Below are 15,412 nucleotides of genomic sequence, written 5' to 3'. Positions count from 1 at the left end.
GACATCATTTTACCACCGATATTTCTAATTTTCAATTATTCTTTAAACAAGGTGCCTTGGTGTCAAATGAAGGGTTGAATGCATAGAAATTCTTGTGATCGAGGGTATCTTTTACAGCCTCAAGGCATTCGCCAAATCTCTGGAAGTGCACGACCTCCCTCTCGCGCAGGAATTTGATAGGCTCATATACGTCCGGGTGATCCTTGCACAGTCTGAGAATGTTGTCGTAGGTCGACCTGGCTTTCTGCTCAGCGGCCATATCCTCAAAAAGATCTGTTATCGCGTCGCCCTTGCACTGGAATTCGCAGGCGTTAAATGGAATTCCTCCTGCCGCCTGGGGCCAGATGCCGATGGTGTGGTCGATATAATATTTGTCAAAGCCCGATGCCTTGATCTCCTCGATGCTCAGATCCCTTGTGAGCTGGTAAATGATGGTCGCAACCATCTCGAGATGGGCAAGTTCCTCGGTTCCGATGTCGGTCAGAGCCGCCTTGACCTTCTTGTCAGGCATGGAATATCTCTGCGACAGGTATCTCATCGAGGCACTCATTTCACCGTCCGGACCGCCGTATTGACTGATTATGTCCTGAGCCAGCTTTGCGTTGGTTTCCTTTATATTTATAGGAAATTGTAATCTTTTCTCATAAACCCACATTAGCAGTTACACTCTCCTTCCCATGGCCAAGGGTCATTGACCCAGTTGAAATAGTTGTTGTCAGTGACCTGATATTTGTTCAGCGGCCCATACATGTTCACGTAATCATTTATAGCCTGGGTGCGCATGCTCTGATAGTTGTCATAGCTCGAAAGTGCCTTGGTGCAGTCGGGATGAAGGTCGAGATAGAGCGCAATATCGTCAAGTGCAAAAGAGACCTCTGTGATAAAGCGCAGAAGCTGTTTTTTGTTCATTTTATTCATGGCTATTTCCCCCTTACCCCGCAGAATATCAGATTGAGATCCTTGAACATGGTGCCCTCCATCAGTCCGCATTTTGCATCGTACAGATTTTCAAAGAGCTGTTCAGGGATATAAGCCATTCCGAGCGGCCTGTCGGTTCTCACTGAAGTGGCAGTGCCGGAGTCACAGGAGCGTGGCTTGGAGCCGGATGAGGCGGTGTATTTAACAGAGGTTCCCTGGTTATAGTAGCATCGATTCTGGCCGTTACGGCAGCAGTTTCTGTTTTGTTCCACTATAAAAGCCTCCATACATAAGTTTTCTCTGTATAAACTATGCTGGAGGCTTAAATATGTTACTGTATTTTGTCGTGTGTTAAATACCCTTCATGGAGAGCTGTATGCGTTTCTTGGCGAGGTCTATGCCGATGACCTTTACCTGGACAATGTCGCCGACGCTCACCACGTCAAGAGGGTGCTTTATGAATTTGTCGGACATCTCTGAGATGTGGACAAGTCCGTCCTGATGAACACCTATATCCACAAATGCACCGAAGTCGATCACGTTTCTGACGGTTCCCTTGAGTATCATTCCCTCTGTCAGATCCTTCATCTCAAGGACATCTCCTCTGAGGATCGGCTTTGGCATCTCGTCACGGGGATCACGGGCAGGCTTTTCAAGCTCCTTTATGATGTCGTTGAGAGTTATCGTTCCTGTTCCCAGCTCCTCAGCTAGCTTTTTGATGTTGCCGGCGGCTTTTGAAAGATCCTTGAGCCTGCCGGATGCAATGTCATCGGTTGTGTAGCCGATGTGGCTCAGCAGGGCAGTGGCTATATCGTAACTCTCAGGATGTACAGATGTGGCATCCAGAGGATTTGAGCCGCCGCTTATCCTCATGAAACCTGCGCACTGTTCAAATGCCTTAGGTCCGAGCTTGGCAACCTTGAGGAGTTCCTTTCTGGTTTTGAAGCGTCCATTTGCCTCTCTGTAATCCACGATATTCTTGGCCAGCGTCTTGTTTATTCCGGAAATGTGCTCCATAAGTGGGGCAGAAGCGGTATTGAGGTCGACGCCGACTTTATTTACAGAATCCTCAACAACTGCGTCCAGGGCTTCTGTCAGCTTCTTCTGGTTCATATCGTGCTGATACTGACCGACTCCGATAGCCTTTGGATCGATCTTGACCAGCTCTGCCAGAGGATCCTGTACTCTCCTGGCGATGGAAGCCGCACTTCTCTGACCAACATCAAAATGAGGGAATTCCTCGGTTGCAAGCTTGCTGGCGGAGTAGACAGAAGCTCCTGCCTCGTTGGTTATCACGTACTGTACAGGTGTGTCAAGTTCACTGATGAGCTCGGCGATCACCATCTCTGACTCTCTGGATGCCGTACCATTTCCCACGGATATGAGAGTTATGCCGTACTTCTTTATAAGAGCATTCACAGTATTTTTAGCCTCTGCAACCTTCTTCTGAGGTGCCGTTGGGAATATGACAACGGTGTCGAGAACCTTTCCGGTCGGATCCACAACTGCGAGCTTACAGCCGGTTCTGAACGCCGGATCCCAGCCGAGCACGGTCTGTCCTGCGATAGGAGGCTGCATGAGGAGCTGCTGCAGATTCGATGCAAATACCTTGATGGCACCGTCCTCAGCGGTCTCTGTGAGGGCGTTTCTGATCTCCCTCTCGATGGCAGGGGCTATGAGCCTGTCGTAGCTGTCTGCGATCGCGTCTGAAAGTATCTGTTCGGTCTCAGGATTGTCTCTGACGATGATCTGTTTTTTCAGATATGATATTATGTCGTTGACCGGTGCCTCGATCTTTACTGTGATGAACTTTTCCTTTTCACCGCGGTTAACGGCGAGGGTTCTGTATCCGGTCATCTTGGATACAGGGGTGGAGAAGTCGTAGTACATCTCGTATACGGATTCAGCCTCCGGGTCCTTTGCTGTTGTTCTCAGCACACCGTGTCTGGTGGTGAGGTCTCTTATGTGAGTCCTGTAATCGGCGGTGTCAGATATATTTTCAGCGATTATGTCCATTGCGCCTGCGATGGCTTCGCTGGTGTCTGCAACGCCCTTCTCCTCAGACACATAAGCTTCAGCTTCCTTGACTATCGGAGTTCTGGTCATCTGCAGCATGATGATGTTTGCAAGCCCCTCCAGCCCTTTGTCCTTGGCGATGGTTGCCCTTGTCTTTCGCTTAGGCCTGTATGGTCTGTAGAGATCGTCGACCAGAACCATGGTCTCGGCCTTCTCAATGTCCGTCCTGAGCTGATCTGTAAGTTTTCCCTGCTCCTCTATACTTGCGATGACCTGAGCCTTTTTGTCCTCGAGATTTCTAAGGTATACAAGTCTTTCGTGAAGAAGACGAAGCTGTTCGTCGTTGAGGGAGCCGGTGGCTTCCTTTCTATATCTGGCAATGAATGGAATTGTGTTGCCCTCGTCGATGAGTTTTACCGCTGCTTCAACCTGGCTGTCACGACAGCCTATCTCCTGAGCAATTTTCTTGATTATGTCCATGTATATACTCCTTTTGTAAAGTGTGATGTGCAAAGTAAAAAATATTTCATTGTAAATGTAAAATTTAATAGAAGCACATTTGTTAAGTATATAAAAAATGGATAGATTATTCAAGGCTGCTATGTTATACTTTGTGTAGTTTGGGATGTACTGAAAGGGATAAGAAGATGGCTGACATGACACTGGGAAAAGGCGTTGATGATATGGTTGGACCGGATGTACAGGTTTCAGAACGCATACAGCAGGCTATGGATATGGCAAAAGCATTTCATGAAGGGCAGATGCGCCGGGGAAATGGCGGTATGAAGCCTTATTATGATGAGCATATACTTGGCGTATACAATATCCTGAGAGAAGAGTGCGGGATAACCGACGAGGATATCCTCATAACTGCACTCCTTCACGACACGGTTGAAGATACAGAATGTACACTTGACGATATAGAGAGTGCATTTGGCGCGGACATACGCGAACAGGTGAGACTTCTGACCAGGATACAGGGGGAACCGTTTTCCGTATATGCCAGGAGGTTATTTTCCCAGGGTTCGTACCAGACGGTGATCGTGAAGCTTGCGGACAGGCTTCACAATCTCAGAACGATAGTTTACATGCTTGATGTGAGGTGGATACAGAAGAAGATAAAGCAGTCGTATACAGACATTCTCAATCCCCTTCCCGAGGCTATGCGGAGAATAGACGGAAGATATAATGAACAGATATATATGCTCGCAGATAAGATAGAAGAGCAGATACTGGAAGTGCAGAGAGCACTGAACCTGAAACATTCATGATAGGTTGTATCATGGATGAAGCCGGGACAGTGCTCTTTGTTTTTATTATACTGTCTAATAGAAAATTTTTGTCTCGTCGATGATCGTATATACGTTGCCTGAGTAGTCAAGCATTATCACGTTGCAGTTCTGCTGCAGCCCGCCTGACCAGAACTCCTCGAGCGGATGCTTTTTTACATGCATCATCATTGCTTTGTTTATCGCTCCGTGGGCAACGATCATGATCCTTGAATATTTTGAGGAGAGTGGCTCCACATACTCAGTCATGAATCTGGCCGCCCGCTGGCAGAGTTCCTCAAATGATTCACCGTTTCCAACCGGGTGATAGAGCTCAGGATGCTTGAAGAAATACTGAAAATCCTGATCTCCGTCTGCCAGAAGTTCTGACATATTCTGCCCTTCCCAGTCACCAAAGCACATTTCCTTTATGAGGTCATTCTTCACAATTGGAATGTCCCTGCCGCCGACAATGAGGCTGGCTGTTTCGTAAGCCCTCTTAAGCGGACTGGAAAACACCATATCAAAGTGTGTGTCTCTCAGATTTTCTCCTGTGATCCTGGCGAGCTCTCGTCCTTTGTCGCTGAGCTCAATGTCAGTCCGGCCCTGAAGCAGCTTCTTTTTATTCCATACGGTCTCACCGTGTCTTACAATATAAATCTCCATGTGTATAGTCCTCCAAAATCAAATGTCCTCGATCTGCCAGTCGATAGGCTCGACTCCGTTTGCAACCAGGAAATCGTTGGTCTTGCTGAACGGCTTGCTTCCCCAGAAGCCCCTGTATACAGACAGTGGACTTGGGTGTGCGGACTTCAGGATCAGGTGGTGTGGGTTGTTCAGGAATGCGGCCTTCTTCTGGGCGTATGCACCCCACAGGATGAACACGATAGGTCTGTCCTGCTCGTTCAAGATCCTGATCGCTGCATCGGTAAAATGTTCCCAGCCCTTTCCCTGATGGGAACCGGCTCTGTGAGCCTGAACGGTCAGCACGGCATTGAGCATGAGGACTCCCTGGTCGGCCCACTTCTCAAGATAGCCGTTATTGGGGATCTTACATCCCAGATCATCGTGAAGCTCCTGATATATGTTGACGAGCGATGGTGGTATGGTGACACCTGGTTTCACACTGAAACTCAGACCGTGTGCCTGCCCCGGCTCATGATATGGATCCTGACCGATTATCACACATTTTACATGGGATAACGGCGTTGTGTGAAATGCGTTGAATATATCATCGGCTGGTGGGTAGACAGTTTCCGTTGCGTATGCCTGTCCCACAAAATCAAACAGCTTTTTATAGTAAGGTTTCTTATATTCAGGCTTAAGATATTCAGCCCAGTCATTTGTTATTGCTGGCATATTGATACTCCTTTTTGTATACAAATATAATGATCCGAAACACAGTTATTTTATCACGGGCGGGGGGCAAAGTAAAATAAACTAATTCAAGTTTTAAGTTGTAAGAAGCAATATCACATGATATACTTACCATATCTGAGAATTGATAAAGGCTTATAGAAAGGAGCATATGAGTATGGAGAAAGCATATAAGACTATGAAGCAGGTTGGAGCACTCAACATAGCACTTGGGGTTATAACGATAGTTACTGGTCTTGTAGTGGGTATACTGATGCTTACAGCAGGCGGAAGATCTCTCAAGAACAAGAGATTTATTGTCTGGTAGAACTGTTAATATATATAGGATTATAGCGAAAAGGGGTTGACATCTGACACTTGTATGTGTTAGAGTCAGCCTAGATAATGCGATGAAGAGGAGCAGTAGAATTCTGGAGATGTTCAGAGAACCGCCGGTTGGTGTGAGGCGGTGATCGATAGGGTTTGAACTCGCCTTGGAGCAGCCCGCTGAATGGCACGTCAGATGATCGTGTGAAGTAGGAAGGGACGGAGCCTGACCGTTACAGCAGGAGGGTATAAGACGGCGGTAAGTATATCGTTCATCTGTATCTGCGATGAGAGCATACATTATTGTATGAAATAGAGTGGTACCGCGTAACTTACGTCTCTATAGTGATTAGGAGATGTGAGTTTTTTTTTGCTTAAGTAGGAGGTTATATCAATGAAGAATTATCAGAATTACAAGCGTGGCTATTACATGCCGCCGGTACAGTGCACAGACTGGGTAAACAAGGAGTATATTGACAAAGCACCTATCTGGTGCAGCGTGGATCTGAGAGACGGTAATCAGGCCCTGATCGTACCTATGAGCCTTGATGAGAAGCTGGAATTTTTCAAGGAGCTTGTCAGGATCGGTTTCAAGGAGATAGAGATCGGATTCCCTGCAGCGTCCGAGACTGAGTACGAGTTCTGCCGAACACTTATAGAGCAGGATCTCATACCTGATGATGTCACGATACAGGTACTTACACAGGCAAGACCACATATCATAGAGAAGACATTTAAGGCTATAGAGGGTGCAAAGAACGTGATCGTACATCTGTACAATTCAACATCATTTGCCCAGAGACAGCAGGTGTTCAGAAAGTCAAAGGAAGAGATACTTAAGATAGCAGTGGATGGAGCAGAGCTGCTCAACAAGATGGCTGATGAGTACGGCGTTCCATATCGTTTTGAGTATTCACCGGAGAGCTTCACCGGAACAGAGGTTGACTATGCACTTGAGGTCTGCAACGCAGTTATCGATGTATGGAAGCCGACACCGGACAGAAAGGTTATAATCAACCTCCCTGCAACAGTCGAGATGTCACTTCCACATGTTTACGCAAGCCAGATAGAGTATATGAGCAAGAACCTCCACGACAGGGAGAATATTATCCTGTCACTTCATCCTCACAATGACAGAGGCTGTGGAGTGGCAGATGCAGAGCTTGGTATCCTTGCCGGCGCAGACAGAATAGAGGGAACATTATTTGGAAATGGTGAGAGAACAGGAAATGTGGACGTGATCACACTCTGCATGAACATGTTTACCCATGGAGTTGACCCTGAGATAGATCTCAGCGATATACCATCGCTCACAGAGATGTATGAGAGAGTTACAGGAATGAAGGTTTACGAGCGTTCACCATATACAGGAAAGCTTGTATTTGCCGCATTCTCAGGCTCACATCAGGATGCCATTGCCAAGGGAATGAAGTTCAGAAAAGAGCAAGGTGACGGAATGTGGACCTGTCCATATCTGCCGCTTAACCCTGAGGATATCGGAAGAAAGTATGATGGCGATGTTATTAGAATAAACAGCCAGTCAGGAAAGGGTGGAATTGGATTCATCCTCCAGACAAAGTACGGCTTTGACCTTCCTGCAAAGTTCAGAGAGGATCTGGGCTACACAGTAAAGGATGTGTCAGATAAGGAGCACAAGGAGCTCAGTCCAAAGGAAGTATTGGATATATTCCAGAATACATATGTCAATATAGATGGCCCTATCAAGATGCTTGAGAATCACTTCGTACAGGGAGATGGAATATCCACAGAGATAACCATTCTGAAGAACGGTGTGAAGAAGGTTTACCACGGAAAGGGAAATGGACGTCTGGATGCCGTGAGCAACGCTATAAAGAAGCACTTTGACATACAGTTCAAGGTCGTATGCTACGAGGAGCATTCACTCCAGACTGGCTCAAACTCACAGGCAGTTGCCTATGTCGGAGTCGAGACTGTCGATGGTAAGGTTACATGGGGCGCAGGAATAAAGAACGATATCATAGACGCATCTGTACATGCACTCGTGAGCGCCGTCAACAGAACGGGAGATCTCAATTAGATATTAAATTAGGGATTAAGATATATTGAATTACATTAAAATACCCGGATGTGCAGGCGAAATGCTTACATATCCGGGTGTTTTTTATGATTCGCTGGTCTTAAGTTTCTTATAGCAGTAACCGATGATATCCTTTCGTGTAACTATGCCGATGAACTTGTTCTGATCGTCAACCACCGGAACAAAATTCTGGACCATGGCTCTGGCTATGAGATCCTCCATGTTGGAACTGATGGATACGGAGGCGTACTCGAATTTCTTTGGAATATCATTGAGGAAGATGCTCTCTGCGGTTTTGAGCGCGTTCATCGAATTGCGCTTGCAGTACCAGAGAATGTCGCCCTCCGTTATGGTGCCGACATATTCACCGGTGTTGGATAGTATCGGTATTGCAGAATATCTGTGTATCTCCATCTTCTCAAGTATCTGTCTGAGTGAAAAACTGTCCTCAATATATGCTACATCGCTCTTAGGTGTAAGAAAAAATAAAATGTTCATGCCGCTTCTCCTTGTCATATATAATTTATAATTTTACAGCCCCATTCTGTAAATGATAAATACCATAAATATTGCTTATCGCCCATATATAATAATTATAAAATATAATCAGTATGAGTTCAATTAAATTACTGTGAAATAATAGTGACCGGGTGCATGATAAGAAAGTATTTTCAGAATATAATCCGAAATGTGTCAGATATGTCAGAAATTGCAAAATTATGTTGTTAATTAGTAGGCGATTTGATATTATAAAATTGATATGCACTATTATAAGAGACATAAGGAGGACTGTATGGGATCGGAGAATGTTTTCCAGGAGAATCAGGAATATCTTATAAAGGCAAGGGAGCTGGTGGTGGCTATCGATGATGTGCAGGACAACCTTGAACAGGCGAGAACGGCACAGAGAAAGACCAGCAGGAGTATCTCACAGGAGGAAAAGGGCCTTTCTGATGAGATCAGTTCAACCTTGAAAAACAGAAAGAATGAGATAGAGGATGGATACGACCAGCAGCTTTCGGCGAACGGAGCCAAGATAAGGCAGCTTCAGTCAAAAAAAGATAAGAAGAAGACGGAGCGTATGGGCAACCGAATAGAGAGCGAGACGGCCTCCCTCAACGAGAGCAACAGACAGCTCAGACTCAAGGCAAAGGAGCTGTTTAAGCAGAACAATGTATCGGGCTTCTGCAATACGGGCTTTTTCTATTGTATGTTCGCTCCGTGCGGAGCAGGCGACGTGTTTAAGCTTATACTGCTTATACTCCTGTTCTGCGGATGTATACCGGCGATTGTATGCGTGGCGCTTTCATACACCATATACCAGACCGGAGTTCACACTTTGACGTATGTGGTGATCAGTCAGGCAATCGTCATAGCAGAATTTATCATATATTTCATAGTGTTCAATCTTGCCAAGGTAAAGAATCTTGAGATCGTCAATGAGGGCAGGCGGATAAGAAACAAGGTCCGCGCCAACAACAAGCAGATAAGGATCATCAGAAACTCGATAACAAGAGACAAGGATGAGAGTGTATATAATCTTGGCAAATATGATGAAAAGCTCAGCGAGCTTGAGGCGGAGCGCGAGGATATAAGCAATCGCAAGCTTGAGGCGATAAAAGTATTTGAGAATGATACAAAACAGGTTATAACTGATGAGATAACAGGAAGACGGCAGCCGAAGATCGACGCACTTAAGGCGGATCTGAAGCAGCTCGAGGAAAAGATCAATGCCATGGAGTCACAGCTTGCTGATATGCAGAGCCATCTGACTGACAGCTATGTCACATTCCTTGGCAAAGATCTGCTCACAGAAGAGAAACTCTCTGATCTTATATCGATCATGGAGGAGGGCACGGCAAGCACAGTGTCAGGCGCCATAGAGGTTTATAAGGGAGAGAGCTAGTCAGTGTGTCGATGATGACAGTATGGCGTCAGAGATGAAGCGTGCCATATTGCTGACGGTATACAGCCTGGTGCTCTGAAGAAGACTCATACCTGGCTTTCCAGACAGATTTACAATCCCGGTGATGGAGATATCTCCTATCGCCGGGAGTTTTTTATTTACACCGATTCCGGGGTACAGGGGGGCGTTAGATAGCGTGATCATACCTACATCTGAAGGACGTCCAAGGGATGCGTCGACGGCGATGATGGCGGGGGAGACAAAATGGTCGTATATATGGTGTATGGTATCGCGCAGATTGAGGGCGTGGATCGGAGCCTTTAACGTTCCGTACACTTTGAAAGGACAGTTGTGCTCTGTCAGAAAGCTGCCTGTCAGAGGGCCGAGAGCATCACCGGTAGCGCGGTCGGTTCCTATGCATAAAACCACGGTGCTGTCAGAAGGCTGCCCGCTGTCTGCCAGAAAATCCGATATTCTGGTTGAAAGCGCACGGCAGGCAAGAATGTCATTTGGATTAAAATATTCTGTTTGTCGCTGCTTCTTTTTTATCATATCAATACCCTGCCTGTGTTTTATAGTATAGAGTATTTCCAAGATTATCAAAGTTTACACAATAGATTCATAAAGCGCTCATTTACGTGATCCTGTAGATATAGGTCGTAATAGGCTGGAATATAGGGCGCAGTTACACACATCAAATGACATGATTTCCTAAAAAAGCGTCTTGTCAACATGGTATTATTCATGCATCGTTGGCGGAGCTGTAAGGGCTGATGCTTAAGAGTATAGGAGGTCGGGTGAATGATAGAGATAGTATATGATGAAGCAAATGAGATGATGAGGTCAAGCGACAGGGTGAAATATGAGCTGCCCAAGAATATACGACAGGTGGGAAATGCCCCGGGAAATTACAAGATATATGTAGAAGACTATGTCATGACATATCTGAGGAGAATTGCATCGCCGGGCAATATGAACTGCCGTGGAGCCATACTTCTCGGAAAAGTATATGATGAAAATGGCACAAAGGTGATATTTGTCAGCGGTGCAGTGGATGCACAGAATCTTGAATTTGACATATCCATGATAAAATTTGGTGACAGCGAGTGGAGCGGGATATATGCGGAGATAAACAAATACTTCGATGACCTGTCGATCGTGGGATGGTTCCTGTCCAGAATGGGTTTCTCTGCAGAGATAAACGATCAGATGAAAAGGCTGCACCGCGATAATTTCCCGGGTGAGGGAAAGATCCTGTTCCTTATGGATGCACTGGAGTGTGAGGAGGCATTTTATTATTACGATCACGGGACCTTTATGAGGGAAAAGGGATACTATATATATTATGTGAGAAATGAGAAAATGCAGAACTACATAATCAGCAGAAAGCGTGAGACTGCGGAATCTGCGACAGACAGTGTGGTAATAAAGGATAAGACGGTTGTTGAAAACTTCAGAGAGAGGGGGAAACAGACGGAGAACCGGAAGAAGAGGAGCTGGGGTACAACCGCGGCGTGCTTTGTTGCGGTATGTGCGGTGTCATTTGGTGCATTGTGGTACATATCCCCGGATACAGTGGGGCAGATAACGGACAGGCTGACAAAGGCAAAACACTCCGGTGAGGTTCAGGTGTTCATGAACAGTGCAGACACCATGGCCGGTGCTGAGGAAACAGTGGGAGGAGCTGCATCCGGAGATGCCTATACACAAAAAAATACGCCGGGATCACAGAACACGGAGGCAACTCAGAATGCGGAAGGGGTGCAGGATACAGAGATGGCACAGAAAGCAAATGGATCGCAGGATATATCAGCGGCGCAAGGCGCGGAGAATACAAGTGCTTCGGTGGAGGGAACTTCGTATGGCTCGGAATACACTTCGGACAGTGTTTCAGATGAAGCTGTAACATCAGAGATACCTTCTGTGCCGGAGGATACGGAGAGCATCTATGTGGTTGAACCGGGGGACACTCTTGTGAGTATATCGATAAAGATGTACGGAACGCAGGATGGCGCAGAGAGTATAGCGGCGGTAAATGGCCTGAAGATAGATGAACCTATATATGAGGGCCAGAAATTGGTTATTCCCTATACAGATTAAAAATGCTATAATTACCATGTTTTTTTATAGTGAATAAAGAACAGAAGGAATACGGATATGAAATTTTTAACAAAAAATAAAAAAACTGCGGATAAGGAAATTGCTGCGGGCAGAGACGATGAAAAACAGGAAGTTCAGAATCAGACAGAAGATGATATGGACGAGGAAAGCCTTGAAAATGGCAGGGATAATGTCATTGAAGTAAAACGTACCATGGGCAAAAAAGGCAAAATGCTCCTCGCTATCGCAGCAATTGTGGTTGTGCTAGGACTTGTCACTGCACTTTTGAGATATAATGCGATAAAGACATACACTCAGTATGATGTGGTGTCAGCGACGGAAACATCAGGTGACAATATAGCAGATTACACGGTATTTGCGGGAAATGTGCTGAAGGTGACCAAGGACGGTGCATCTTACATAGATGAAAAAGGCGTGACAAAGTGGGATGTGAGCTATGCGATGAAGATGCCACACGCAGAGGTGTGCGGAAACTACGCGATAGTTGCGGATATGAACGGTAAAGATGTGTATGTGTTTAATGTTGACGGCGAAGTCAGCCGTCAGACTCTCGCTTACGACATCTCAAATGTTGATATTGCAGAGCAGGGAGTGTACACCCTTGTACTTGTGGGAGAAGACTGCAATTATATCAATGGATACGATAAGGACAGCAACACGATCTATGAGCTTAAGACCACGATAGATAAAAGTGGATACCCTATGGATATAGACATATCGAACGATGGACAGAAGCTGGTCACAAGTTATATGAAGATACAGGGCACAAAGGTACAGTCTGTGATAGCCATGTACAATTTTAGCTCGGTTGGACAGAATGAGAATGCTGATCGTATGATGGGAAGCTATACAGTGGATGATGCACTGTATCCTATCGTGAAATTTACAGATAATGACAATATTGCATGCTTTGGTAATAACGATATAAGAACATACACTATGACGGAGAAACCGGAGGAGAGAGCTGTTATAGATCTCAGATCCAGGGAGATGCAGGGCGTATTCTATAATTCTTCCTGCGTGGGTTATATTGCTGTCTCGGATTCTGCCTCAAAGGCGAAATACAAAATATATATATATGACAACAAGGGTGCGCTGAAGGCTGAAGTGGACTACGACAATGCATTTGACAAAATATATGCAACTGAAGAGGAGATAATAGTCACGGGAGATATGGACTGCAGTATAATCAGGTTTAATGGAAGTATGAAATTTAATTATTCATTCACCAAGAATCTTGTAAATGTTGTGCCGGACTCAAACGAGGAGGAGTATGTGGTCATATTTGAAAATGAGACGCAGACTATTGCCCTCAAGGGCATGTAAGAGAAAGGAGAAGCGCATATGAATCTGATGTTGCTTGCGTCTGTGGCGGTTATTCTTCTGTGCGCCCTTATCGGATACAGGAGAGGTCTCATCAAAAGTGCGGTAAGTGCAGTGGGCATAGTAGGAGCGGTGATCCTGACAAATGTGCTGAATCCGTATGTAAACCAGTTCCTCTGTCAGCATACACCACTCAGAGACACCGTGAGGCAGAAGGTAGAGCAGAGCATAGGAGTGGAAGATATCAGTGAAAGTGTATCTGTCTATGAGAAAGAAGATTATCTAGAACATACAGAACTGCCGGAGATCGTGAAGAACTACATACGCAGTAACGGCGGAGACAAGATAAATGGAAAGGCGATCGGAGACTATGTGGCATATGTTGTGGATTATCTCACAGATATGGTCATGAACGGACTGTCTTATCTGTTAACCATATTTGTGGTGCTACTGCTCGTGCTGATAGCTCTTGCGTTATCGCATGTTCTGTCGGGGATCCCCGTGGTCGGTGGACTGGACAAAGCAGGAGGACTTGCTTTTGGCGTTGCACAGGCTGTGTTGTGTATATGGATCGCAATGGTTCTCATAACGTTTTTGTCGGCATTCTCAGTGGCTTCGCAGATGCTGGAAATGGTACACGACAGCAAGGCTCTCACATATCTGTACGATAAAAACATTTTTTTGAAAATAGTTATTGACATATTGGGAGATATTTAGTATAGTTTCACTTGCTGGTTGTGACCGGCACAAGTTAACATCGATTTTCTTCTTCTGTCACTGGGATATGATGACAAAGAAAATGAAAAAAGTTGTTGACATACACACTCCGGTGTGGTAATATTTAGAAGTTGTCGCCGAAGAGGTCAGACATCAGCAACCGAAAAGGTCTTGAAAAAAGATAAAAAAGTTGTTGACAAAGAACTTCAGATGTGATAACATATAGAAGTTGTCGCTGAGAGGCGAAAACATAAAGAACCTTGAAAAATTAACAACATGACAACCCTGAAATTCCAAACAAAGAATTTCAAGAACGTCGGATCAGAGATGATATCAAAGATCTAACAAACCAATAACAGTAAAGATGGTTAGGAAAAATACAAGCTAGTATGATTTCTGACATAGGATTTGCAAACTTTTTAATGAGAGTTTGATCCTGGCTCAGGATGAACGCTGGCGGCGTGCTTAACACATGCAAGTCGAACGATTGAAGCTGGAGCTTGCTCCGGCCGATTTAGTGGCGGACGGGTGAGTAACGCGTGGGTAACCTGCCTCATACAGGGGGATAGCAGTTGGAAACGACTGGTAAAACCGCATAAGCGCACGGTGTCGCATGACACAGTGTGAAAACACTCCGGTGGTATGAGATGGACCCGCGTCTGATTAGCTAGTTGGTGAGGTAACGGCCCACCAAGGCGACGATCAGTAGCCGGCCTGAGAGGGTGAACGGCCACATTGGGACTGAGACACGGCCCAAACTCCTACGGGAGGCAGCAGTGGGGAATATTGCACAATGGGGGAAACCCTGATGCAGCGACGCCGCGTGAGTGATGAAGTATTTCGGTATGTAAAGCTCTATCAGCAGGGAAGATAATGACGGTACCTGACTAAGAAGCACCGGCTAAATACGTGCCAGCAGCCGCGGTAATACGTATGGTGCAAGCGTTATCCGGATTTACTGGGTGTAAAGGGTGCGTAGGTGGCAAGGCAAGTCTGAAGTGAAAATCCGGGGCTCAACCCCGGAACTGCTTTGGAAACTGTTTAGCTGGAGTACAGGAGAGGTAAGTGGAATTCCTAGTGTAGCGGTGAAATGCGTAGATATTAGGAGGAACACCAGTGGCGAAGGCGACTTACTGGACTGCTACTGACACTGAGGCACGAAAGCGTGGGGAGCAAACAGGATTAGATACCCTGGTAGTCCACGCCGTAAACGATGAATACTAGGTGTTGGGTTCCAAAGGAACTCGGTGCCGTCGCAAACGCATTAAGTATTCCACCTGGGGAGTACGTTCGCAAGAATGAAACTCAAAGGAATTGACGGGGACCCGCACAAGCGGTGGAGCATGTGGTTTAATTCGAAGCAACGCGAAAAACCTTACCAAGTCTTGACATCCTGATGAC

General features: G+C 45.8%; 15 protein-coding genes, 1 rRNA gene and 1 other annotated feature. Of the genes, 8 read left to right on the top strand and 8 right to left on the bottom strand.

The genetic code is table 11. The annotated features are described in order from the left end of the window. Positions 1 to 31: 31 nt before the first annotated feature. The 4 genes from ABUA31_RS04295 to ABUA31_RS04280 all read right to left on the bottom strand — a co-directional run bounded on the left by ABUA31_RS04295 (position 32) and on the right by ABUA31_RS04280 (position 3,414). Positions 32 to 655, bottom strand: coding sequence for a manganese catalase family protein (locus ABUA31_RS04295; RefSeq protein WP_015533421.1), 624 nt, complete (start codon positions 653 to 655; stop codon positions 32 to 34). Beyond that, a complete protein-coding gene (locus ABUA31_RS04290; RefSeq protein WP_022216733.1) occupies positions 655 to 918 on the bottom strand; it encodes a spore coat protein CotJB in 264 nt (87 codons plus the stop codon). The genes ABUA31_RS04295 and ABUA31_RS04290 overlap by 1 nt, the downstream gene beginning before the upstream one ends. Before the next feature lie 2 nt (positions 919 to 920). Beyond that, a complete protein-coding gene (locus ABUA31_RS04285) occupies positions 921 to 1,190 on the bottom strand; it encodes a spore coat associated protein CotJA (RefSeq protein WP_022216734.1) in 270 nt (89 codons plus the stop codon). Between the two features lie 79 nt (positions 1,191 to 1,269). Beyond that, positions 1,270 to 3,414, bottom strand: a complete 2,145-nt coding sequence (locus ABUA31_RS04280) for a Tex family protein (RefSeq protein ID WP_238050900.1) — start codon at positions 3,412 to 3,414, stop codon at positions 1,270 to 1,272. Between the two features lie 167 nt (positions 3,415 to 3,581). On the opposite strand from ABUA31_RS04280, the gene ABUA31_RS04275 reads away from it, so the two are divergent. Further along, the gene (locus ABUA31_RS04275) at positions 3,582 to 4,205 is read left to right on the top strand and encodes an HD domain-containing protein (RefSeq protein ID WP_349818806.1); all 624 of its coding nucleotides are present in this window, start codon (positions 3,582 to 3,584) and stop codon (positions 4,203 to 4,205) included. Positions 4,206 to 4,259: 54 nt separating this feature from the next. Here ABUA31_RS04275 and ABUA31_RS04270 read toward each other — a convergent pair whose 3' ends face one another. After that, a complete protein-coding gene (locus ABUA31_RS04270) occupies positions 4,260 to 4,868 on the bottom strand; it encodes a histidine phosphatase family protein (RefSeq protein ID WP_349818805.1) in 609 nt (202 codons plus the stop codon). Between the two features lie 18 nt (positions 4,869 to 4,886). After that, positions 4,887 to 5,561, bottom strand: a complete 675-nt coding sequence (locus tag ABUA31_RS04265; RefSeq protein WP_015533416.1) for a uracil-DNA glycosylase — start codon at positions 5,559 to 5,561, stop codon at positions 4,887 to 4,889. 175 nt (positions 5,562 to 5,736) lie between these two features. On the opposite strand from ABUA31_RS04265, the gene ABUA31_RS04260 reads away from it, so the two are divergent. Continuing rightward, positions 5,737 to 5,886: a hypothetical protein gene (locus tag ABUA31_RS04260; protein WP_015533415.1), complete on the top strand. Its 150-nt coding sequence runs from the start codon at positions 5,737 to 5,739 to the stop codon at positions 5,884 to 5,886. A 73-nt stretch (positions 5,887 to 5,959) separates the two neighbouring features. Continuing rightward, positions 5,960 to 6,230 (top strand) — a binding site (T-box leader). 49 nt (positions 6,231 to 6,279) lie between these two features. After that, positions 6,280 to 7,944: a 2-isopropylmalate synthase gene (locus ABUA31_RS04255; protein WP_015533414.1), complete on the top strand. Its 1,665-nt coding sequence runs from the start codon at positions 6,280 to 6,282 to the stop codon at positions 7,942 to 7,944. A gap of 84 nt (positions 7,945 to 8,028) precedes the next feature. Here ABUA31_RS04255 and ABUA31_RS04250 read toward each other — a convergent pair whose 3' ends face one another. Next, positions 8,029 to 8,442: a CBS domain-containing protein gene (locus tag ABUA31_RS04250; RefSeq protein ID WP_015533413.1), complete on the bottom strand. Its 414-nt coding sequence runs from the start codon at positions 8,440 to 8,442 to the stop codon at positions 8,029 to 8,031. Between the two features lie 295 nt (positions 8,443 to 8,737). Between ABUA31_RS04250 and ABUA31_RS04245 the strand changes: the two genes are divergently transcribed. Further along, positions 8,738 to 9,850 (top strand): hypothetical protein, encoded by a 1,113-nt coding sequence (locus ABUA31_RS04245; RefSeq protein WP_173796425.1) that lies wholly within the window; start codon positions 8,738 to 8,740, stop codon positions 9,848 to 9,850. On the opposite strand, the gene yyaC is transcribed toward ABUA31_RS04245, so the two are convergent. After that, positions 9,851 to 10,402, bottom strand: coding sequence for a spore protease YyaC (yyaC, locus tag ABUA31_RS04240; protein ID WP_349818804.1), 552 nt, complete (start codon positions 10,400 to 10,402; stop codon positions 9,851 to 9,853). A 249-nt stretch (positions 10,403 to 10,651) separates the two neighbouring features. Between yyaC and ABUA31_RS04235 the strand changes: the two genes are divergently transcribed. The 4 genes from ABUA31_RS04235 to ABUA31_RS04220 all read left to right on the top strand — a co-directional run. Continuing rightward, the gene (locus ABUA31_RS04235) at positions 10,652 to 11,950 is read left to right on the top strand and encodes a LysM peptidoglycan-binding domain-containing protein (RefSeq protein WP_349818803.1); all 1,299 of its coding nucleotides are present in this window, start codon (positions 10,652 to 10,654) and stop codon (positions 11,948 to 11,950) included. A gap of 57 nt (positions 11,951 to 12,007) precedes the next feature. Beyond that, positions 12,008 to 13,297, top strand: a complete 1,290-nt coding sequence (locus tag ABUA31_RS04230) for a DUF5711 family protein (protein ID WP_349818802.1) — start codon at positions 12,008 to 12,010, stop codon at positions 13,295 to 13,297. 18 nt (positions 13,298 to 13,315) lie between these two features. Then, positions 13,316 to 14,011, top strand: a complete 696-nt coding sequence (locus tag ABUA31_RS04225) for a CvpA family protein (RefSeq protein ID WP_055224240.1) — start codon at positions 13,316 to 13,318, stop codon at positions 14,009 to 14,011. Between the two features lie 418 nt (positions 14,012 to 14,429). Beyond that, a 16S ribosomal RNA gene (locus ABUA31_RS04220) occupies positions 14,430 to 15,412 on the top strand; the annotation flags it as partial.

Source organism: Coprococcus sp. RTP31081st1_H1_RTP31081_211007 (assembly GCF_040227275.1).
Classification (GTDB): domain Bacteria; phylum Bacillota; class Clostridia; order Lachnospirales; family Lachnospiraceae; genus Coprococcus; species Coprococcus aceti.
The sequence above is the reverse complement of the archived record's forward strand: the minus strand, read 5'-3'. Positions and strand labels throughout refer to the sequence as shown.

Coding starts and splice junctions, on each gene's coding strand:
- ABUA31_RS04295 (WP_015533421.1), bottom strand. CDS start 655: ATGTGGGTTTATGAGAAAAGATTACAATTTCCTATAAATATAAAGGAA.
- ABUA31_RS04290 (WP_022216733.1), bottom strand. CDS start 918: ATGAATAAAATGAACAAAAAACAGCTTCTGCGCTTTATCACAGAGGTC.
- ABUA31_RS04280 (WP_238050900.1), bottom strand. CDS start 3,414: ATGGACATAATCAAGAAAATTGCTCAGGAGATAGGCTGTCGTGACAGC.
- ABUA31_RS04275 (WP_349818806.1), top strand. CDS start 3,582: ATGGCTGACATGACACTGGGAAAAGGCGTTGATGATATGGTTGGACCG.
- ABUA31_RS04270 (WP_349818805.1), bottom strand. CDS start 4,868: ATGGAGATTTATATTGTAAGACACGGTGAGACCGTATGGAATAAAAAG.
- ABUA31_RS04265 (WP_015533416.1), bottom strand. CDS start 5,561: ATGCCAGCAATAACAAATGACTGGGCTGAATATCTTAAGCCTGAATAT.
- ABUA31_RS04260 (WP_015533415.1), top strand. CDS start 5,737: ATGGAGAAAGCATATAAGACTATGAAGCAGGTTGGAGCACTCAACATA.
- ABUA31_RS04255 (WP_015533414.1), top strand. CDS start 6,280: ATGAAGAATTATCAGAATTACAAGCGTGGCTATTACATGCCGCCGGTA.
- ABUA31_RS04250 (WP_015533413.1), bottom strand. CDS start 8,442: ATGAACATTTTATTTTTTCTTACACCTAAGAGCGATGTAGCATATATT.
- ABUA31_RS04245 (WP_173796425.1), top strand. CDS start 8,738: ATGGGATCGGAGAATGTTTTCCAGGAGAATCAGGAATATCTTATAAAG.
- yyaC (WP_349818804.1), bottom strand. CDS start 10,402: ATGATAAAAAAGAAGCAGCGACAAACAGAATATTTTAATCCAAATGAC.
- ABUA31_RS04235 (WP_349818803.1), top strand. CDS start 10,652: ATGATAGAGATAGTATATGATGAAGCAAATGAGATGATGAGGTCAAGC.
- ABUA31_RS04230 (WP_349818802.1), top strand. CDS start 12,008: ATGAAATTTTTAACAAAAAATAAAAAAACTGCGGATAAGGAAATTGCT.
- ABUA31_RS04225 (WP_055224240.1), top strand. CDS start 13,316: ATGAATCTGATGTTGCTTGCGTCTGTGGCGGTTATTCTTCTGTGCGCC.